Genomic DNA, 20,432 nt, shown 5'->3' on the forward strand with positions numbered 1-20,432 from the left:
CGCGCACAGAGGCCCTGCCGCTAGTGTGGGGCGGAGATCTTTCGAGAGTCAACGAGGAGCTGGTCGAAGAACATGTCCCCTGATCTGCAGGTTCAGTCCGTCAACGGTGTCGAGTTCAAGGTGGCGGATCTGTCGCTGGCGGAGGCGGGGCGCAAGCAGATCCGTCTGGCCGAGCACGAGATGCCCGGCCTGATGGCGTTGCGTGAGGAGTACGCGGACGAGCAGCCCCTGGCCGGTGCCCGGATCGCCGGATCGATCCACATGACGGTGCAGACCGCGGTGCTGATCGAGACGCTGACGGCGCTGGGTGCGGAGGTCCGGTGGGCCTCGTGCAACATCTTCTCCACCCAGGACGAGGCCGCCGCCGCCGTGGTGGTGGGGCCCGAGGGCACCCCGGAGGCCCCGCAGGGTGTGCCGGTGTTCGCGTGGAAGGGCGAGACCCTGAGCGAGTACTGGTGGTGCACCGAGCAGATCATGACGTGGCAGGGCGCCGAGCCGAACATGATCCTCGACGACGGCGGCGACGCCACGATGCTCGTGATCAAGGGCAAGGAGTTCGAGCAGGCCGGCGCCGTGCCGTCCGATGACGCGGCGTGGTCGGCCGAAGAGAAGGTCTTCCACGCACTGCTGCGCGAGTCGGTTCCCGCGAACCCGGGTAAGTACACGGCCATCGCCGAGTCGGTGAAGGGCGTGACCGAGGAGACCACCACCGGCGTGCACCGGCTGTACCACTTCCACGCCGAGGGCGTGCTGCCGTTCCCGGCGATGAACGTCAACGACGCGGTCACCAAGAGCAAGTTCGACAACAAGTACGGCACCCGTCACTCGCTGCTGGATGGCATCAACCGCGGCACCGACGCCCTGATCGGCGGCAAGAAGGCCCTGGTGTGCGGCTACGGCGACGTCGGTAAGGGCTGTGCGGAGGCGCTGGCCGGTCAGGGCGCGCGCGTGCAGGTCACCGAGATCGACCCGATCAACGCGCTGCAGGCGATGATGGACGGGTTCGACGTGGTCACCGTGGACCAGGCGATCGCCGATGCCGACATCGTCATCACCGCCACGGGCAACAAGGACATCATCACCTTCGAGCACATGACGAAGATGAAGAACAAGGCCATCCTGGGCAACATCGGCCACTTCGACAACGAGATCGACATGGCCGGGCTCGAGTCCGCCGAGGGCGTCACCCGCATCAACATCAAGCCGCAGGTCGACGAGTTCGTCTTCGACGACGACGGTCGCTCGATCATCGTGCTCTCGGAAGGGCGCCTGCTCAACCTGGGCAACGCCACCGGGCACCCGTCGTTCGTGATGTCCAACAGCTTCTCCGACCAGGTGATCGCGCAGATCGAGCTGTTCACCAAGGCCGACCAGTACCCGATCGGGGTGCACCTGCTGCCCAAGGTCCTCGACGAGAAGGTCGCACGCCTGCACGTCGAGGCGCTCGGCGGCACCCTTACCCGGCTCGCCAAGGATCAGGCCGAGTACATAGGCGTGGACGTCGAGGGCCCCTTCAAGCCCGACCACTACCGCTACTGAGCGCACAGCCGATGAGTGCGGGGCCGACGGGTGCACGGCTGGTGGTCGTCGAGGGACTCGACGGCGCGGGGAAGAACACCCTGACGACCCGCCTCGTCGCCGAGCTCGACGCCCGGGGACTCTCGGTCGGCCGGCTGGCCTTTCCGCGCTACGGCACCCTGCACGCCGACCTGGCCGCCGACGCCCTGCACGGCGGCCAGGCCGGGGCGGCGGACTCACCCCACGCAATGGCGTTGCTGTTCGCGCTGGACCGACACGCCGCGCTCGACGCCCTCACCGGTCTCGCCGCCGCCCACGACGTCGTGCTACTCGACCGGTACGTGGCCTCCAACGCCGCGTACACCGCCGCCCGGCTCGGGCCGGACCGGGAGGCCGAGGTCATCGAGTGGATCGGCGCGCTCGAGTTCGACCGGCTCGGGCTGCCGGTCCCGCATCTGCAGCTGCTGCTCGACACCCCCGTCGAGGTGGCCGCCGAGCGGGCCGGCTTCCGCGAGGCCGCCGACCCGGGCCGCGCCCGGGACCGCTACGAACGCGACGCGGACCTCCAGGCGGCGACCGGTGAGGTCTACCGCCGACTCGCCGCGGCCGCGTGGCGGTCGCCCTGGCGCGTCCTCGGGACGGACCCCGCGGTCCCGGAGCTGGCCGACCTCGTCGTCGACCCCACCCCGGACCCCGCGCCGCACCCGCGGTCGCGCGGGGTGGCCGGGTAATGTCTGAAGCGGCAGGAACACGACCCGCGGTGCGTGCCGACGGTCGTGCGACTGACGATGCCGACCCGACACGCCGACACAAGTGGTGACCATGACCCCCAAGATCCTCGTCGTCGACGACGACGCCGCGCTGGCAGAGATGCTCACCATCGTCCTGCGGGGCGAGGGGTTCGAGACCGAGATCGTCGGCGACGGTGTACAGGCCATCGAGACCTTCCGGGCCGTCCAGCCCGACCTGGTCCTGCTGGATCTCATGCTGCCCGGCAAGAGCGGGATCGACGTCTGCCGGGAGATCCGCGCCGAGTCGCGGGTGCCGATCGTCATGCTCACCGCCAAGACCGACACCGTCGACGTGGTCCTGGGTCTGGAGTCCGGTGCGGACGACTACATCATGAAGCCGTTCAAGCCCAAGGAGCTCGTCGCCCGCATCCGCGCCCGCCTGCGCCGGGGCGAGGACGAGCCGAGCGAGGTCCTGCACATCGGGGACGTCACCATCGACGTGCCCGCGCACACGGTCACCCGCGACGGCACGCCGATCCCCCTGACCCCGCTCGAGTTCGACCTCCTCGTGGAACTGGCCCGCAAGCCCCGTCAGGTGTTCACCCGTGAGGTCCTGCTCGAGCACGTGTGGGGCTACCGCCACTCGGCCGACACCCGGCTGGTCAACGTCCATGTCCAGCGCCTGCGCGCGAAGATCGAGAAGGACCCGGAGAACCCCGAGGTCGTCCTCACCGTCCGTGGCGTCGGCTACAAGGCGGGCCCGGTCTCGTGACGACCGCTCGTCCCGACGACGCGGCGGCGTCCACCGGGGACGAGCGCGACACCCGGGACGCCGGCGACGCGCACCCGAGCCTGCGCGAACGACTGTCCTCCCTGGACCCCGCCGCGCTGGGCATGCGGATCGCGCGCATGTGGCGGCGCTCCCTGCAGCTGCGGGTCGTCACCTCGACCCTCGCGCTGTCGATGGGCGTGATCCTCACGATCGCGTTCATGCTGCAGAGCCAGATGGCCGCCCAGCTGCTGTCGACCAAACTCGACGCGGCCATGGAGCAGGCCGGCCGACTCCGCCTCACGGTCGAGGCGCAGATCGCCGCGACCGACGAGGGCACTAGCGAACAGTCGCGGCTCGACCAGGCGCGCAGCGCCATCAGCGACCGCGGCGTCGCCTCCGGCGGCGACTCCGTCCACGCCGGCACGTTCGACCCCATCCTCGTCGTCCCCGACCAAACCGGCCGCGGCCAGGTGGTCAGTCCCGCCGAGGCGGAGGTACCGCCCGAACTGCAGTCCCTCGTCCAACGGGGACGCATCGCCTACCAGTACGTCACCGTCGACTTCCGCGGCGAGCAGGCCAAGGCGCTCATGCTGGGCACGCCGACCGACTCGTCCATCCCCGGGCTCGAGCTCTACCTCGTGTACCCGCTCATCGCCGAGGAACAGACTCTCGGCATCATGCGGGGGATCGTCGCCACCGCCGGCCTGGCGATCATCGTGCTGTCCGCGGCGATCGCGTGGATCGTCGCCCGGCAGGTGGTGCTGCCCGTCCGGCAGGCGGCCTCGATCGCCCAGCGCTTCGCCAACGGCCACCTCAAGGAGCGGATGGTCATCCGCGGCGAGGACGACGTCGCGCGCCTGGCCATGGCGTTCAACGACATGGCCCAGAGCCTGTCCGACCAGATCACCCAGCTCGAGGAGTTCGGCGACCTGCAGAAGCGGTTCACCTCCGACGTCTCCCACGAGCTGCGCACGCCCCTGACCACCGTGCGGATGGCCGCCGACATCATCTCGGACTCGGCCGAGGACCTGGACGCCCCCACCAAGCGCGCCGTGGAGCTGCTCGAGTCCGAACTCGACCGCTTCGAGAGCCTGCTCACCGACCTGCTCGAGGTCTCGCGCCACGACGCCGGTATGGCCGAGCTGTCGACGGCCGAGCTGGACGTGCGCAACGCCGTCCGGGACGCGGTCGGCACCGTCGCCCACATCGCCGAGGCCGCCGGCGTCGAGGTCGAGGTCGACATGCCCGACGAACCGGTCATGGCCGAGGTCGACTCCAGGCGCGTCGAGCGGATTCTCCGCAACCTGGTGGCCAACGCGCTGGACCACTGCGAGTCCAAGCCCGTGCGCGTCACCCTCCGCGGCTCCGACGCCGCCCTCGCCGTCTCCGTCCGCGACTACGGCGTCGGGCTCAAACCCGGCGAGGAGACACGCGTGTTCAACCGGTTCTGGCGCGCCGACCCCTCCCGGGTACGCCGCTCCGGCGGCACCGGCCTCGGGCTGGCGATCGCCCTCGAGGACGCCAAACTGCACGGCGGCCGCCTGGACTGCTGGGGCAGCCCCGGCGAGGGATCGTGCTTCCGGCTCACCATCCCACGCCGCCGCGGCGGCACGCTCACCTCGAGCCCGCTGCCCCTGACGCCCGAGGACGAGGCGCGCCTCGTGACCACCGGCTCGCCGACACCGCTCGAGCGGGTCCCCGGAACCGGGGAGGACACACCATGACCCGGCCCCGGCTCCTGACGGTCGCCGTGACACTGGCCTGCGCCACCGGGCTGACCACCACCGGCTGCGCCACGCTGCCCTCGTCGTCGTCGCCCCAGGTCATCGACACGTTCGCGCCGGAGGGCAACGACCTGGCGGTCCCCACCCCCGTGCCCGACCAGGAACCGGACCTCCTGGTCCGGGACTTCCTCAAGGCGGCGGCCATCGCCGACCAGCGGCACGCCGCCGCGCGCCAGTTCCTCACCCACGAGGCCGCGGAGACCTGGGACGACCTGGCCGAGACCATCATCGTCCTGCGCGCCGACCTCAGCGCCGAGGGCGGCCGCTCGGCCGACCGAGCCGAGTACACGCTGCGCGCGGAGAAGGTCGGCACCCTGGACCCCGGCGGCATCTTCCGCGAGGACGTCGGCCAGCTCGAGGTCACCATCGGGCTCACCCGCACCGACGGACAGTGGCGGATCGACGAACTGCCCCCGGGTGTGGTGATCGAGAAGGCCGAGTTCTTCTCCACCTACGCCCAGCGCGACCTGTTCTTCCTCTCCGGCTCCGGCGACACCCTCGTCCCGGACCCCCGGTGGACGGCCGCCGATCGCACCGACCTCGAGTACTCCCTCGTCAATCTCCTCGCCACCGGCCCGCGCCCCGGCCTCACCGACTCCGTCCTGTCCCGGGTCCCCGCCTCCGTCTCCGTCCGCCCCGGCGAGGACGACGGAGCCGACGTCCCCGGCACCACCATCGACTTCGCGGGGCTGCCGGTGCTGAGCAGCCAGGCCACCACCCAGTTCGCCGCGCAGGTCGTGTGGACCCTCGCGCGCGCCGACGTCCCCGGGCCCTACCGCCTCGAACGCGACGGCGCGCCCCTCGACGAGCGGTACGCGAACGGCTGGACCACCGAGGACGTCCGCGACTTCGACCCCTACCCGCCCGCCGAGCCCATGCGCTACGCCCTCACCGCGGCGGACGGGCTCGTCCGACTCGAACCGGGCGGCGCCCGCCCGGCCGGCGGGCCGTGGTCCGAGGTGCGCGGGGGCAGCAGCGCCTCCGTCTCCTACGACGGACGCGTCCTCGCGATGGTCGTCGGCGACGAGGACGCGGGGACCAACCGACTCCTCGTGGGCGCGATCGACGGCGAGCCCACCGAGATCCTCACCGCGCGGAGCGTCGCCGGCCCCACGTTCAACCCGGTCGACGGCCGGGCGTGGGTGATGGTCGACGACACGCGCCTCGTCCGCATCGGGATGGGGCGCGGCGGCCCCGACGTCCAGGAGATGGAGGCCGGCCCCATCCGGTCCCTCGGCGGCGAGGTCACCGCCCTGCGCATCGACCAGTCCGGTGCCCAGATGGCCGTGGTCGCCGACGGCAAGGTGTTCATCGGCGCGCTGTCCGCCGAGACCGGGCAGCCGCTCGCCGGCACGTTCCGGCAGGTCGGGCGCGCACTCGGGGAGACCGCCACGGCCGTGGCGTGGCGGGACCGCTCGACGATCGTCGTGGGTCGCGACACCACCGAGGCGCCCGTCGCGACCGTCTCCGTCGACGGGGCCATCGCGGAGCCGCTGTCCCAGCGCAACATCTCCGGGCCGGTGACCGCCGTCGCGGCGGCCGGACGCGACATCTACGTGGTGGACCGGCGCTCCCTGCTGCGCCTCGACACCGGCGCCCAGACCGGCGACCGGTACTGGCGCGAGATCCCCGGACTGGCCGCGATCCGCGCCGACCCGGTGGTCGCGGGCTGACCCGGTGACCGCCGGGGACGAGGGCGCGTCGCCCCCCGGACGCGTCGCGCGTCGGCGGCGCGGCTCCGACACCTGGGCCGCCGCCCTCGCCGACCTCGTCGTGCCGCTCGAGTGCGCCGGCTGCGGACTGGCCCGCCACCGGTGGTGCCCGGCGTGCGCCGCGACCCTGGCCGGCCCGCCGCTCGTCGTGCGGACCCGCGCCGACCTCCGCGTCCCCGCCTGGGCGGTGGCCCGGCACACCGGCCCGCCCGCCCGCGCCGTGTCCGCCTACAAGGACCGTGGCAGATCCGACCTCGCCCGCCCGTTCGGCACCGCCCTCGCCGCGGCGGTCGACCGCCTGCGCGCGGAGGGGGAGATCGCCGAGGCGGGGGAGCGGCCCACGGTTCTCGTGCCGGCCCCGGCGTCGGCGCGGGCCCGCCGCCGGCGCGGGTTCGACCACGTCCGCGACATCGTGGACGTCCTGGCCGCCGACCTCGCCGGATCGGTGCCGACCGGCCCGGTGGTCGTGGCGCCGCTGCTCGAGGTCCGCGGGCGGGTCCGTGACGCCTCCGGCCTCGGTGCGCGGGCCCGCGCCGACAACCTCTCCGGGCGCATCCGCCGGCGCCCCGCCGGGACGGTGCTGCGCGCCTCCCCCGGGGCGCCGGACACGGTGGCCGCACTGCTGGCGACCCCCGCCACGGTCCTGCTCGTCGACGACGTGGTGACCACCGGAGCCACGGCCGCCGAGTGCGCGGCGGTCCTCGTGGCGGGAGGCCTGCCGGTGACCGGTGTTCTGGCCGTCACCGCCGCCTGAACGGGACCCGACGCGGGCCGGGCCGGGGTGGGGTTCGCGGTCTCGGGTGCGGCGTCAGCGGGAGCGGGTAGGGTGGGCCTTGGACGGGTTCACCAGCACGTTCGCCGCCTGTCGGCTCCGGTGGGCCGTGTCCGCAGAGTGTCCACTCAGCCATGTGGGTGGGCCCTTCGGCCGGGATTCCGGGCGGTTACCGGGTCGGTCGCAGCGGTCCGCCGCAGGCCCGATGAGGAGGAGCTTCGATGGCGAAGACCCCCGCAGTCCTGCTCGACCCCGCCACCTTCGACGGTCCCGATACCGACGATCCCGGCACTCCCGAGGCCCAGGTCACCATCCGCGGCCGGAACGTCGAGGTCCCCGACCACTTCGCGAGCCGCATCAACACCAAGCTCGCGAAGGTCGAGAAGATGGCGCCGTTGATCCAGCGGTTCGACGTGATCCTGCTGCACGAGAACAACCCGAGGCTGGCCAAGGTGAGCCAGCGCGTGGAGATCACGGTCAAGGGCAAGCCGGGAGTGGCCCGGGCCGAGGCGGCCGACGACACCTTCTACGCGGCCCTCGAGTCGGCCGTGGCCAAGCTCGAGCGGCAGATGCGCAAGGCCCGCACCCGTCGCAAGATCAGCCACTCGGGGCACCGCCGCCCGCAGTCGGTCGCCGAGGCGACGGCCGAGCTGGCCGCCGACGCCGCCCCGGTCGACGCGCTCGACCAGCAGCTCGACGGCGCGGAGTACGACGACGGGCTCGACGCCTCGATGCCCGGGCAGATCGTGCGGCGCAAGGAGCACGACGGCACCCCGATGTCGGTCGACGAGGCGCTCGAGAAGATGGAACTCGTGGGTCACGACTTCTATCTCTTCCGCGACGCGGAGACCGGACGCGCCACCGTCGTCTACCGCCGGCACGCGTACGACTACGGGCTCATCACCCTGAGCGACGAGGGCTGACGGCCTCCTCCCGCACCCGCCGAGGGCGGTCCGGTCCCACTCGACCGGACCGCCCTCGGCGTGTCAGGACGGCCCGCAGCACCTAGGATGAACCCGGGCCCGCGTGCCACCACGCAGGTCGCAGATACCACGACCACTTCCCCGACCACGAGGACGTTCGAGACTGTGTCCATTCTTTCCAAGCTGCTCCGGGCCGGCGAGGGGCGAAAGCTCAAGAAGTACACCGCTCTCGCCGACTACGTGGACTCGCTCTCCGCCGACACGGAGAAGCTGACCGACGACGAGCTCCGGGCGAAGACCGGGGAGTTCAGGCGTCGGGTGGCCGAGGGGGAGACGCTGGACGACCTGCTGCCCGAGGCGTTCGCCGTGGCGCGCGAGGCCGCGTACCGCGTCCTCGGGCAGAAGCCGTACAAGGTGCAGATCATCGGCGCCATCGTGCTCCACACCGGGTCCGTCGCCGAGATGAAGACCGGCGAGGGCAAGACCCTGACCTGTGTGCTGCCCGCCTACCTCAACGCCCTGTCCGACAAGGGTGTGCACGTCGTGACGGTCAACGACTACCTCGCCAAGCGTGACGCCGAGTGGATGGGCCGCGTCCACCGCTTCCTGGGCCTGTCCGTGGGCGCCATCCTCAGCGGCATGACGCCCGACCAGCGGCGCGAGGCCTACCACGCCGACATCACCTACGGCACGAACAACGAGTTCGGGTTCGACTACCTGCGCGACAACATGGCGCACGACACCGCCCAGCTCGTCCAGCGCGGACACAACTACGCGATCGTCGACGAGGTCGACTCCATCCTCATCGACGAGGCGCGGACGCCGCTCATCATCTCCGGGCCCGCCGACGGTTCCAGCAAGTGGTACGCCGAGTTCGCGCGCATCGCTCCGCTGCTGGAGGAGGGCACCCACTACGAGGTGGACCGCAAGAAGCGGACCATCGGCGTCACCGAGCAGGGCGTGGAGTTCGTCGAGGACCAGCTGGGGATCGACAACCTCTACGAGGCCGCCAACTCGCCGCTGGTGAGCTACCTGAACAACTCCATCAAGGCCAAGGAGCTGTTCACCAAGGACAAGGACTACATCGTCCGCGACGGCGACGTCATCATCGTCGACGAGTTCACCGGGCGCGTCCTCGACGGTCGCCGCTACAACGAGGGCATGCACCAGGCCATCGAGGCCAAGGAGCGCGTGGAGATCAAGGCCGAGAACCAGACGCTGGCCACCATCACGCTCCAGAACTACTTCCGGCTCTACGAGAAGCTGGCCGGCATGACCGGCACCGCCGAGACCGAGGCGGCCGAGCTGTACCAGATCTACAAGCTCGAGGTCATGCCCATCCCGACCAACCGCCCCATGGCCCGCGCGGACCAGCCCGACCTCATCTACAAGACCGAGGAGGCCAAGTTCGCCGCCGTGGTGGAGGACATCGCCGAGCGGGTCGAGAAGAAGCAGCCGGTGCTCGTGGGCACCGCCTCCGTCGAGCGCAGTGAGCACCTGTCCCGGCTGCTCACGCGCAAGGGCATCAAGCACCACGTCCTCAACGCCAAGTTCCACGCCCAGGAGGCGCAGATCATCGCCCAGGCCGGCCGGCCCGGCGCGGTCACGGTCGCCACCAACATGGCCGGCCGCGGTACCGACATCGTGCTGGGCGGCAACCCCGACATCATCGCCGACCTCAACCTCCGCGAGCGCGGCCTCGACCCGGTCACCACCCCGGAGGAGTACGAGGCCGCGTGGGACGCCGAGATCGAGCGGATGCGCACGCTAACGAAGGAGGAGGCCGAGCGGGTCCGCGAGGCCGGAGGCCTCTACGTGCTGGGTACCGAGCGGCACGACTCGCGCCGCATCGACAACCAGCTGCGTGGCCGCTCGGGGCGCCAGGGCGATCCGGGGGAGTCCCGCTTCTACCTGTCGCTGGGTGACGAGCTCATGAGGCGCTTCAACGGCGCCGCCGTCGAGGCGATCATGAACAGGCTGAGCCTGCCCGACGACGTGCCCATCGAGGCCGGCATGGTCTCGCGGGCGGTGAAGAACGCCCAGACGCAGGTCGAATCGCAGAACTTCGAGATCCGCAAGGACGTGCTCAAGTACGACGAGGTGATGAACCAGCAGCGCACGGTCATCTACCGCGAGCGCAAGCGCATCCTCGAGGGCGAGGACATCACCGACCAGGTCGAGTCGATGATCTACCAGGTGGTCAGCGCCTACGTCGACGGCGCCACCGCCGAGGGATACGTCGAGGACTGGGACCTGGAGAAGCTGTGGGACGCGCTGCGGCAGCTCTACCCCGTGTCGATCACCGCGCAGGAGATCATCGACGGGGACGAGTACGGCTCTCCCGGCGACCTGTCCGCCAAGAACCTCAAGGACGCCGTCCTCGACGACGTCTTCGCCCGGTACGACGAGCGCGAGTCCGAGATCGAGGACATCGGCGGCGAGGGCGCGATGCGCCAGCTCGAGCGGTCTGTCATGCTGCAGGTACTCGACCGCAAGTGGCGTGAGCACCTCTACGAGATGGACTACCTCAAGGAGGGCATCGGCCTGCGGGCCATGGCCCAGCGCGACCCGTTGGTCGAGTACCAGCGCGAGGGCTACGACATGTTCTCGGCGATGATGGACGGCGTGCGCGAGGAGACCGTGGCGTTCCTGTTCAACGTCAAGGTGCAGGCCAACCAGCAGCAGGCGGCGATGGCCGGCCCGTCGGCCGCGCAGGCCGCGTCGCTGGCGGGTGCCAACCCCATCCTCCAGGCGGCCGGCACCGGCCGCGACGTGAGCGGGCAACAGATGCAGTTCTCGGGCCCGTCGGAGAGCGGCGACGCCCAGCTGGTCGACGAGGGCGCCACCGCCAACCGGGCCGAGCGCCGCTCGCAGGAGCGTCAGCAGCGGGCCGAGCGCCGGGAGCGGGCCGCCCGGACCGCCTCGCGCGGTCGCCGGGACTGATCGGTCCCACCCGGCCACCGCGCCGGGGCGCTCACACCAACCGCAGGGCCGTACAGCCGGCCCCCGTGGAGGTCACCCGGATGCGGGCCGCGACGGCGAACAGTCGCGGCCCGCGCGCGTATGTGGCGCAGACCTCGTAGTCCCGCGGCCCGGAGTCCTCGTCCGGCCCCGCGTCCGTGGCCACCGCGCCGGCGGCATGGATGTGGAGGCGGTGGAGTCTCGCCGGACCCAGGTGCTGCCCGGGCACGCCGACGCGCGCGAGTGAGCGCAGCATCTCCATGAGGTGCGGTGGGAACGCCCCGCGGGTGTTCTGCGGCGCGCGCCGGCGATCCACGACCTCCAGCGCCATGACGATGAGCGCGTGGGCGGCCCGGCGTGCCGGCACGGGTACCTCGTCGTCCGAGGCGGGTACGGGCCTGGGGGAGCGGTCGACGACGCGCTCGCGCTCCCGCGAGCCCGGTTCGGGTTCCGTCGGCGGCAGGGGCCGGATCCGGCCGTCCTCCGTGCGCGTCTCCGCGGCGCCCCCGGCGGCGATCACGGCCGCGGGCGGCGGCCGACCGGACGTCGGTGCGGATACGGGTGTCGGTGTCATCTGGCTGGGCTCCTCCCGCGCTCGACCCTTAGGTGGTCTCGCGTCCTCTACCCTCTTGACGCCGCGGATCGCGGCCGTGGTTCCACCTCGCCTACTGCACGCCCGACGGGTGTTGCCTAGGCTGTCCCCATGCGTGGACTGATAGTCGACTACTTCGGCGTGCTGGACGGCACGGACGAGGACCGTGAGAACTGGCGGTCGATCTTGACCGGTGCGAGGGCCAACGACGTGCGCCTCGCCGTGCTGAGCAACGAACCCGAGGGGCCGGGCGCCGACCGCGTCCGCGAGGACGCCCGTGAGTACGGGATCGACCACGTGGTGCTCAGCGGCGCGATCGGCGTCGAGAAGCCGGAGCCGGAGGCCTTCCTCGAGGCCGCCCGCCGCCTCGAGCTCGAGCCGAGGGAGTGCGTGATGGTCGACGACGCGATCGAGAACATCCTCGGCGCGGTGCAGACCGGCATGATCGGCGTGTTCTACCAGGTGTTCGATCGGGCGGCCGTGGAGATCCGCGGTCTGCTCGGGTTGGACGAGGCGGTCTGACGCCGTGGCGACCAGGCTGGCCACCGCGGACGCGGACCTGCTCCTCGGGGACGCCGCGCGTTCCCGGAGCCGGCACTCGTGTTCGTTGGCACTGGTCGCCCGCGACGAACCGTGGGACATCGACCGCGTCATGGAGTTCGTCGACACGCGGCTGGCCGACGCGCCCCGCTACCGGCAGCGGATCCGGCAGGTCCCGTTCGGCCTGGCCAGGGCGGTCTGGGTCGACGACCCCGACTTCGACCTGAGCTTCCACGTCCGTCGGTCGGCGCTGCCCGCGCCGGGCGGGACGCGGCAGTTGGCCGACCTGGTGGCCAGGCTTGTCGACAGGCCCCTCGAGGCTGACCGTCCGCTGTGGGAGCTGTACCTCATCGAGGGCCTGCCCGACGGCCGGTTGGCGATCCTCACCAAGACCCACCACGTCCTGCTGGGCGGGCCCAACGCCGTCGACCTGGCGCAGGTGCTCATGACCGACGAGCGCGTCTCGGCGGACGTCGACGAGGTCGCCACCTGGACGCCCGTGCCGTCGCCCGGCGACGGGGTGCTGGTGCTGGACGCGCTCATGACCATCGCGACCGACCCGCTGGAGCTGGTCCGGCGTTCGGGGCGCCTGGCGAACGCGCTGGAGCGGGCCACACGCGGCCTCGTGGGGGCGGCCACCCTCTCCGTGCTGCGTCCCGGCGGGGGTCTGTCGGAGATGTTCCGCACCGAGCGCCCCCGGGGCAGCAGGGTCGGGCTCGCGTCGTTCCCGTTGTCCGAGGCGAGGGACATCGCCCGGGCGCACTCCTGCAAGGTCAACGACGTGGTGCTCGCCGTCCTGTGCGGGGCCCTGCGGTCCTGGATCCTGTCCTGCGGTCATCCGCTGGCCACGTCGGACAGCCTGCGCGCGATCGTGCCGATGGCCGTGACCGCCGAGGCCGACGGCGCGGAGGCGCCCGGCGATGTGACGTCCGCGGAGATCGCCTCGGCGCTCATCGGCATGCCGGTGGGGGAGCCCAACCCCCGGATGCGGTTGGCGCAGATCGCCCGCGAGGCCGCGACCCAGCGGTACCCGCGGGAGGCGGTCGGCGCCAAGTCCCTGGCCCGGCTCTCCGGGTTCGCCCCGCCCACCCTGCACGCGCTGGCCTCCCGGGCGGCGATCATGTTGCCGTCGGAGAGCTACGACCTGGTCGTGACCAACGCCCCCGGTCCGCAGCGCAAGGTGTTCTGGGGCGACGGCGAGCTGGTCGAGGTCTACCCCGTCCCGGCGCTGCTCGAGGGCCAGGCGCTGGCCGTGTCCATGAGCAGTTACTCCGGCACCGTGTACTGCGGCTTCACCTCCGACCGCCAGGCCGTCCCGGACGTCGAGGAGATCGGCGAGCTGATCGCGTCGGCCCTGGACGAGCTCGCCGGTTCCGCCGGCTGACCCCTGCCGGCCGATCCACCGGTGCCCCCGTAACCGTCACCCGCCCCAGGAAGGCCCACCGATGCGACTGTTCATCCCCGCCACGCTGACGATGCTCGAGACCCTGCTGGACGCGGGCGAGATGCCCGTGCGGAGCGGGACCGCGTTCGCGGCGACCCCCGCCCTGATCGAGTCGTACGCGGAGGGCGACATGGAGGAGATCGAGCACGTGGCGTTCCTCGAGGCCGCCCGCGCCTCGCTCCGCCTGCTCGGAGGCGAGCTCGATTCGGGCGCCGCACACGAGGCCCACCCGTACCGCCGTGTCGTGGTGAGCGCGGACGTGCCGGACGAGCAACTCACCCCGCGCCCGGATCTCGACACCGCCGTCGTGCGCCTGGCCGGCGGGACGGTCGCGATGGCCGACATCGCGGCCGTGCACGTGGACCTCGCGGGAGCGGTCGACCTGGTGCGTGACGCCGTCGAGGCGGTCGATCGGGCCGATCTCGGGGACGAGGACGCGGAGCTCACCGTGGGCGACGCCCTCGACGTGGATCTGGCGTGGTACGACGCCGTGGAACTACCGTTCCTGCTCACCCTTCTCTGAGGGCGACGGTATGGGCGTCGGCGGCTTACCTACGCTACCGTAGGTTCATCTTTCGGCAGCGTCGGTCCGATCCCCGGGCCGCGGGTGGCCGGACGCGAGGAGGCACCAATGTCCGAGTCGAAGAGCGGGCTCAGTCGCATCATGCGGGCGGCGGCCGCGCGGGTCCCCGAACCCCGGGGCGCGCGTCGGTTCCTCAACCGCCTGACCCACCCGCTGCGCATGGACGACTATTCGTCGCTCATCTACCCGCTGTGGTCCGCGCGGGAGCTGCGCGGCGAGATCGTCTCCGTGCGCCGCGAGGCCGACGACGCGGTGACGCTCGTCATCAAGCCGGGCTGGGGCGCCACCCCGGAGTACCGCCCGGGTCAGTACCTGGGGATCGGCGTGCTGCTCAACGGCCGCTGGACGTGGCGGTCGTACTCGCTGACCTCGGCGCCCACGAGCGGTCGTGGCGAGTACTCGGTGACCGTCAAGGCCATGCCGGAGGGCCTGCTGAGCAACCACATCGTCGGCACCGTCGAGCCGGGCACCATCGTCCGGCTGCAGGCCCCGGCCGGTGACTTCCACCTGCCCTCCCCGACGCCGGACAAGCTGATGTTCGTCACCGCCGGGTCGGGGATCACCCCCGTGATGGGCATGCTGCGGTCGCTGGACCGGCGCTCGGCCGACGAGCGGTTCCCCGACGTGGTCCACGTCCATTCCATCCGCGACCGTGAGGACGCGCTGTTCCACGACGAGCTGCTCGCGTTGGAGCGCACCCAGCCGGGGTACACCCTGCACCTGCGGGTGACCAGCGAGGAGGGTCGCATCAACGCCGAGCAGATGGCCGCGCTGGTGCCGGACTGGTCCGAGCGGCCCACGTGGGCGTGCGGTCCGTCGGCGATGCTCGACGAGCTGACCGAGCACTTCGAGGCCTCGGGCCGCGACGACCTGCACGTCGAGCGGTTCACCGTGGACCGCAACGCCGGTGCGTCGGGCGGGACGGTCAAGTACGGCTCCACCGGCAAGACCGTCGAACTCGACGGGGCCACGACGATCCTCGAGGGCGGGGAGAGCGTCGGCGTGCAGATGCCGTTCGGGTGTCGCATGGGCATCTGCCAGACCTGCGTCGTGGGCCTGGACGAGGGGCACGTGCGGGACCTGCGCAACGGCACCGATCACGGCCCGGGCGAGCGGATCCAGACGTGCGTGTCGGTGGCGCTGGGGGACGTCGAGCTCAAGCTCTGACACCGCGCGGCGCCCGGCGCTGGCCCGCGGGCCCGCGGCGGGCGCCTCAGTCCTGGTCCAGCCCCAGCGCCCACGGGTCGTTGGACTGCAGCGCTCCCAGAAGCTCGCGTACGGCCATCGCCCGTCGGTGCACGGCCGGATCGTCGATGGCGTCGAACGCACACTCGGGGTCGGCCGGCGGTCCCTGGTGGGTGCAGCCGCGCGGGCAGGCCGCCGCGATCTCGTCGAGGTCGGAGAACGCGGCCACCACGTCGTCGGGCGAGACGTGCGCCAGTCCGAAGCTGCGGATGCCGGGCGTGTCCACCACCCAGCCGCCGGAGGCCAGTTCGAGCGCGACCGACTGGGTGGAGGTGTGTCGGCCCTTGCCGACGCCGGAGACCACGCCGGTCGCCCTGTCCGCCCGCGGGACCAGGCGGTTGACCAACGTCGATTTGCCGACCCCGGAGTGGCCGATCATCGCGGAGATCCGGCCGTCGATCACGGCGTGGAGATCGTCCAGCTCGTCGTCGACCCCCACCCGGAGCACCGGCACGTCGAGGGCGGCGAACTCGGCCGCGAACACGGACGGGTCGTCCAGGTCGCCCTTGGTCAGGCACAGGACCGGGTCCAGGCCGCCGGTGTAGGCGGCCACGAGCGCACGGGCGACGAAGCCGGCGCGCGGCGGTGGGTCGGCCACGGCGACCACGATGAGCAGGAGTTCGGCGTTGGCCACCACGACCCGCTCGTAGGGGTCGGAGTCGTCGGCGGTGCGACGCAGCACGGTGGAGCGTTCCTCGACGCGCACGATGCGGGTGAGGGTGTCGCGCGCGCCGGACAGGTCACCGACCACGCCCACACGGTCACCCACCACCACGGGCGTGCGTCCCAATTCGCGCGCCCGCATGGCGACGACGCGGGTCCCGGCGCTGTGCCCGGGCCCGTCGTCGAGCAGCACGCACCCCCACCGGCCGCGGTCGACGGCGACGACCATCGCGGCGGCCGCATCGTCGTGGCTGGGCCGGCGCTTGGTGCGCGGCCGTGACCCCTTGCCGGGCCTGATCCGGACGTCGGATTCGTCCCACCCGCGTGCGCCGCCCGCACCCCGTCCGCTCGGCATGGTGGTCCGTCAGCCTCGTCCGGTGAGCATGTCGGCCCACATGGTGGTGAAGCCGGGCAGGGTCTTGGAGGTGCACCCGATGTCGTCGACCTCGACGCCCGGCACGACCAGCCCGACGATGGCGCCGGCGGTGGCCATGCGGTGGTCGGCGTAGGCGCGCCACGGGGCGCCGCGCAGGGGAGCGGGGGTGATCTCGAGGCCGTCGTCGAGCTCGGTGACGCCGCAACCCACGGCGCCCAGCTCGGCGGCCAGCGCGGCGAGGCGGTCGGTCTCGTGGCCGCGAAGGTGCGCGATCCCCGTGAGGCGCGACGGGCCGTCGGCCAGCGCGCACAGCGCGGCGACGGTGGGTGTGAGCTCGCCGACGGCGGACAGGTCCAGGTGGACGGCAGAGAGGCGGGAGGGGCCGACGACGACGAGGGTGCCGTGGTCCGCACCGTCGGCGATCTCGAGGGTCACGGACGCGCCCATGGCCCGCAGGATGTCGCGGATGGCGTCGCCGGGCTGGGTCGTGGTGGCGGGCCAGTGCGGGACGCGGACGGTTCCGCCTGTGACCGCCGCGGCGGCCAGAAACGGGGTGGCGTTGGACAGGTCGGGCTCGAGGACCCGGTCGACGGCCGCGATCGGGCCGGGGGCGACCCGCCATGACGACGGGGTCGGCTGCTCGACGGTGACGCCGGACTCGCGGAGCATCGCCAGCGTCATCTCGATGTGCGGTCCGGACGGAACGGGCGAGGCACCCACGTGGACGAGGTCGACGCCCTCGTCGAAGCGGGCGGCCGAGAGCAGGAGGCCGGAGACGAACTGGGACGAGGCGGAGGCGTCCATCTCGACGCGGCCCCCGCGCAGCGAGCCCGTGCCGGAGACGGTGAAGGGCAGGCGCTCGCCGTCGATCTCGGCGCCGAGGGCCCGCAGCGCGTCGAGCACCGTGGACTGCGGGCGGATCCGGGCGGCGAGGTCGCCGTCGAAGGTCGAGGGGCCGGAGGCGAGGGCGGCGATCGGGGGGACGAAGCGCATGACCGTCCCGGCCAGCCCGCACTCGACGTCGCCCCCGCGCAGCGGGCCGGGCGTGATGGTCAGGTCGGTGTCGTCGGGGTGGAGGTCGCCGGCGGGGCCCTCGACCCGGGCGCCCACGGACCGCAGGGCGCCGATCATGAGGTCGGTGTCCCGGCTGCGCAGGGTGCCGGTCAGCCGGGAGGGGCCGTCGGCCAGGGCGGCGAGGGGGAGGGCGCGGTTGGTCAACGACTTGGATCCGGGGACTACGACGTCGGCGTCCACGGGGGCTGCGGCGACGGGGGCGCTCCAATGACTCACCCGGCCATTGTCGCCCATCGCGGGCGCTTCCGGCGGATCCGGGTGCGAGGATGTCGGCATGTGTGGACGGTTCTCGCTCTCTTCGGACCCGGCGCAGCTCGCGCTGGAACTGGACGCGGTCGACGAGGCGTCCGCTCCACCCGTCGGCCTCCACCCGGACACCGCGCCGACCACGCCGCGGTTCAACATCGCCCCCACCACGACCGTCCCGGTCCTGACGCTGGACGTGCCGCGCGAGAGCCTCGACGAGGCCGCGGGCCCCGCCGCCCCGCGGCGGGTGCTGCGGGCCATGCGGTGGGGGCTGGTCCCGTCGTGGACCAAGGAGTCCCAGCGCCTGCCCACCCTGTTCAACGCCCGCGTGGAGACCGCGGCCTCCAAGCCGGCGTTCCGCGCCGCCGTCGCCCGCCGGCACTGCGTGGTGCCGATGGACGGCTGGTACGAGTGGGTGCCCGGTGAACCCGCCTCCCCGGGCGCCAAGGCGGGACCCAAGCAGCCGTACTTCATGAGCCTGCCGGGCGACCGCGGCCTGCTGATGGCCGGGCTGTGGGAGGCACGGCGCGACCCGGTCGACCCGTCCGTCACCCGGTTGTCGTGCACGATCCTCACCACCGAGGCGCTGGGCCCGCTGCGGCGGATCCACGACCGGATGCCGCTGGCCGTCCACCCGGACCTGGTGGCGGACTGGCTCGACCCCGCGGTGATCGGCGACCCGCGCGCGCTGGTCGACGGCGCGGGCGGGGATCTCGGGGAGTGGGCGGAGTCGGTGGAGATCCGCCCGGTCTCCCGGGCGGTGTCGAACGTCCGTAACGAGGGGCCGGAGCTCGTCCGGCCCGTCGACCCCACCGAGGGGATGTTGTTCTAGCGGGACGTCGTGACCGGCGCAGTCACCGCGCCGGTCAGCCGGACCAGCTCCGCGGGGTCGAGTTCGATCTCCCAGCCGCGCCGCCCGGCGCTGCACAGGACCGTGCGGTGACCGAGCGCGGAGGCGTCGATCACCGTGGCCAGGGGCCGCCTCTGACCGACGGGGGAGACGCCACCCACCACGTAGCCCGTGGTCTTCTCGGCGACGTCGACCGGCGCGAGCGTGGCCCTGCCGCACCCGAGCGCGGCGGCCGCGGCCTTGAGGTCGAGCGAGGACGTCACCGGCAGCACCGCCACCGCCAGGGCGACGCGGGAACCCGCCGGCGGCCGCCCGGTCGCCAGGACGAGGGTCTTGAGCACCCGGTCGGCGTCCACCCCCAGGCGCTCGCCCATCACGCGGGCGGCCTCGTCACCGTATGCGGTCTCGCCGCTCGTGTCGTAGGTGTGGATCTCGTGGGCGACGCCGGCGGCCCGCAGCGCGGCGACCGCGGGGGTCGCCGCGGCGCCGCCGCGTCCACCCGCCGCGGCAGCACCGCGTCCGCTCTTCCTGCCCACGATGGGCCAGCGTAGTGCCCGGGCGCTCCGGAATACGCGTGCGGCGGTCCGCGTTGTTCCTGGGCGAGTGCCCCGGGATGGTCCGGGGACGGGAAGGAGGGTGCGATGCGGACCGCGGTCCTCGACGCCCCGGATGTGCGGTTAGACTCCGGGACATCGACAGGTGAGGAGTTCCGGTTGCCGACCGAGTTGCAGCCCGACGAGGCCGACCAGCGCGCCGAGCAGTTCGAGGAGCTGGCCATGCCACTGCTCGACCAGCTGTACGGCGCCGCCTTGCGGATGACCAGGAATCCCGCCGATGCCGAGGACCTGGTGCAGGAGGCCTACGCCAAGGCGTTCGCGGGGTTCCACTCGTTCAAGCCGGGGACGAACTTCCGGGCCTGGATGCACCGCATCCTCACCAACGCCTACATCAACCACTACCGCAAGCGGCAGCGGCAGCCCGCGCAGTACCCGACCGACGAGATCACCGACTGGCAGCTCGCCGCGGCGGCCGAGCACACCTCGACGGGGCTGCGTTCTGCGGAGGTCGAGGCCATGGAGCTGCTGCCGGACGACGAGATCCGCGCGGCGCTGGCCGAGCTCCCCGAGGAGTTCCGTATGGCGGTCTACTACGCCGACGTCCAGGACCTGCCGTACAAGGAGATCGCCGAGATCATGGACACCCCCCTGGGGACCGTGATGTCACGTCTGCACCGCGGCCGCAAGCAGCTGCGGGAGCTCCTGCGCGATGTGGCCGCCGATCGCGGCTTCGGGCGTGACCGTGAGGAGGGGGCGAAGTGATGAAGGAGCACGATCCGCGCCTCGACGAGATCGACTGTCGCGCCGCGATGCGCGACCTCTCACTGCTCGTGGACCTCGAGTGCGATGACGCCTGCCGTTCGCGCCTCGAGCATCATCTCGCCGGCTGCCCGGACTGCCGGGAGATGTTCCTGTCGGAGCGTCGTCTCAAGGCAAAGCTCTCGAGCTCGTGTTGCGAGAAGGCGCCGTCGGGCCTGCGGGAGCGTCTCATGGTGGAGATCCGGCGCACGACGGTGACCACGACGGACGTCGACGGTACGACCGTCGTGCACCGGCGCACGACGGTGGAGCGGCGCGACCTCACCTGAC

19 protein-coding genes are annotated in these 20,432 nt (G+C 72.2%); 15 read left to right on the forward strand and 4 right to left on the reverse strand.

All coding sequences use genetic code 11. From position 1 onward, the window contains the following. Positions 1–72: 72 nt before the first annotated feature. The 8 genes from ahcY (at position 73) to secA (ending at position 11,155) form a co-directional block, all read left to right on the forward strand. Positions 73–1,539: an adenosylhomocysteinase gene (gene ahcY, locus A6035_RS04995; RefSeq protein WP_108846872.1), complete on the forward strand. Its 1,467-nt coding sequence runs from the start codon at positions 73–75 to the stop codon at positions 1,537–1,539. An 11-nt stretch (positions 1,540–1,550) separates the two neighbouring features. Beyond that, on the forward strand, positions 1,551–2,249 hold the full coding sequence (locus A6035_RS05000; RefSeq protein WP_108846873.1) for a dTMP kinase: 699 nt from the start codon (positions 1,551–1,553) through the stop codon (positions 2,247–2,249). Between the two features lie 91 nt (positions 2,250–2,340). After that, positions 2,341–3,021 (forward strand): MtrAB system response regulator MtrA, encoded by a 681-nt coding sequence (mtrA, locus tag A6035_RS05005; RefSeq protein WP_061228099.1) that lies wholly within the window; start codon positions 2,341–2,343, stop codon positions 3,019–3,021. After that, a complete protein-coding gene (gene mtrB / locus A6035_RS05010; RefSeq protein WP_108846874.1) occupies positions 3,018–4,745 on the forward strand; it encodes an MtrAB system histidine kinase MtrB in 1,728 nt (575 codons plus the stop codon). Before mtrA ends, mtrB begins: the two co-directional genes overlap by 4 nt. After that, positions 4,742–6,478, forward strand: coding sequence for an LpqB family beta-propeller domain-containing protein (locus A6035_RS05015; RefSeq protein WP_108846875.1), 1,737 nt, complete (start codon positions 4,742–4,744; stop codon positions 6,476–6,478). The genes mtrB and A6035_RS05015 overlap by 4 nt, the downstream gene beginning before the upstream one ends. 4 nt (positions 6,479–6,482) lie before the next feature. Next, a complete protein-coding gene (locus tag A6035_RS05020) occupies positions 6,483–7,271 on the forward strand; it encodes a ComF family protein (protein ID WP_208635561.1) in 789 nt (262 codons plus the stop codon). Between the two features lie 239 nt (positions 7,272–7,510). Then, the gene (gene hpf / locus A6035_RS05025; protein ID WP_108846876.1) at positions 7,511–8,212 is read left to right on the forward strand and encodes a ribosome hibernation-promoting factor, HPF/YfiA family; all 702 of its coding nucleotides are present in this window, start codon (positions 7,511–7,513) and stop codon (positions 8,210–8,212) included. A 165-nt stretch (positions 8,213–8,377) separates the two neighbouring features. Beyond that, a complete protein-coding gene (secA, locus tag A6035_RS05030; protein WP_108846877.1) occupies positions 8,378–11,155 on the forward strand; it encodes a preprotein translocase subunit SecA in 2,778 nt (925 codons plus the stop codon). Between the two features lie 31 nt (positions 11,156–11,186). On the opposite strand, the gene A6035_RS05035 is transcribed toward secA, so the two are convergent. Next, entirely contained in the window at positions 11,187–11,747 is a 561-nt protein-coding gene (locus A6035_RS05035) for a hypothetical protein (RefSeq protein WP_244192540.1), read from the reverse strand. Positions 11,748–11,876: 129 nt separating this feature from the next. Between A6035_RS05035 and A6035_RS05040 the strand changes: the two genes are divergently transcribed. From A6035_RS05040 to A6035_RS05055, 4 genes are all read left to right on the forward strand, one after another. Next, positions 11,877–12,287 (forward strand): HAD family hydrolase, encoded by a 411-nt coding sequence (locus tag A6035_RS05040; protein ID WP_108846878.1) that lies wholly within the window; start codon positions 11,877–11,879, stop codon positions 12,285–12,287. Between the two features lie 4 nt (positions 12,288–12,291). Then, on the forward strand, positions 12,292–13,689 hold the full coding sequence (locus tag A6035_RS05045) for a wax ester/triacylglycerol synthase family O-acyltransferase (RefSeq protein WP_108846879.1): 1,398 nt from the start codon (positions 12,292–12,294) through the stop codon (positions 13,687–13,689). 61 nt (positions 13,690–13,750) lie between these two features. Further along, positions 13,751–14,272: a DUF6912 family protein gene (locus A6035_RS05050; protein WP_108846880.1), complete on the forward strand. Its 522-nt coding sequence runs from the start codon at positions 13,751–13,753 to the stop codon at positions 14,270–14,272. A 108-nt stretch (positions 14,273–14,380) separates the two neighbouring features. Continuing rightward, on the forward strand, positions 14,381–15,499 hold the full coding sequence (locus A6035_RS05055; protein WP_007630253.1) for a ferredoxin reductase: 1,119 nt from the start codon (positions 14,381–14,383) through the stop codon (positions 15,497–15,499). Between the two features lie 46 nt (positions 15,500–15,545). On the opposite strand, the gene rsgA is transcribed toward A6035_RS05055, so the two are convergent. Both rsgA and aroA read right to left on the reverse strand, forming a co-directional pair. Next, on the reverse strand, positions 15,546–16,595 hold the full coding sequence (gene rsgA / locus A6035_RS05060; protein WP_108846881.1) for a ribosome small subunit-dependent GTPase A: 1,050 nt from the start codon (positions 16,593–16,595) through the stop codon (positions 15,546–15,548). A 9-nt stretch (positions 16,596–16,604) separates the two neighbouring features. After that, positions 16,605–17,924 carry a 3-phosphoshikimate 1-carboxyvinyltransferase gene (aroA, locus tag A6035_RS05065; RefSeq protein WP_108846882.1) on the reverse strand — a complete coding sequence of 440 codons (1,320 nt, stop codon included), beginning with the start codon at positions 17,922–17,924 and terminating at the stop codon, positions 16,605–16,607. A gap of 40 nt (positions 17,925–17,964) precedes the next feature. On the opposite strand from aroA, the gene A6035_RS05070 reads away from it, so the two are divergent. Further along, on the forward strand, positions 17,965–18,768 hold the full coding sequence (locus A6035_RS05070; RefSeq protein ID WP_108846883.1) for an SOS response-associated peptidase: 804 nt from the start codon (positions 17,965–17,967) through the stop codon (positions 18,766–18,768). On the opposite strand, the gene A6035_RS05075 is transcribed toward A6035_RS05070, so the two are convergent. Further along, positions 18,765–19,322 carry an aminoacyl-tRNA deacylase gene (locus A6035_RS05075; RefSeq protein WP_108846884.1) on the reverse strand — a complete coding sequence of 186 codons (558 nt, stop codon included), beginning with the start codon at positions 19,320–19,322 and terminating at the stop codon, positions 18,765–18,767. The two genes, A6035_RS05070 and A6035_RS05075, sit on opposite strands and share 4 nt — an antisense overlap. A 105-nt stretch (positions 19,323–19,427) precedes the next feature. Here A6035_RS05075 and A6035_RS05080 point away from each other — a divergent pair, with 105 nt between their 5' ends. Together A6035_RS05080 and A6035_RS05085 are read left to right on the forward strand one after the other, a co-directional pair. After that, the gene (locus A6035_RS05080; RefSeq protein ID WP_108846885.1) at positions 19,428–20,105 is read left to right on the forward strand and encodes a sigma-70 family RNA polymerase sigma factor; all 678 of its coding nucleotides are present in this window, start codon (positions 19,428–19,430) and stop codon (positions 20,103–20,105) included. Beyond that, positions 20,105–20,431 carry a zf-HC2 domain-containing protein gene (locus A6035_RS05085; RefSeq protein WP_108846886.1) on the forward strand — a complete coding sequence of 109 codons (327 nt, stop codon included), beginning with the start codon at positions 20,105–20,107 and terminating at the stop codon, positions 20,429–20,431. The genes A6035_RS05080 and A6035_RS05085 overlap by 1 nt, the downstream gene beginning before the upstream one ends. The last annotated feature ends 1 nt before the right edge of the window (position 20,432 follow it).

The sequence above is a fragment of the Dietzia lutea genome (assembly GCF_003096075.1).
GTDB classification, from domain to species: domain Bacteria; phylum Actinomycetota; class Actinomycetes; order Mycobacteriales; family Mycobacteriaceae; genus Dietzia; species Dietzia lutea.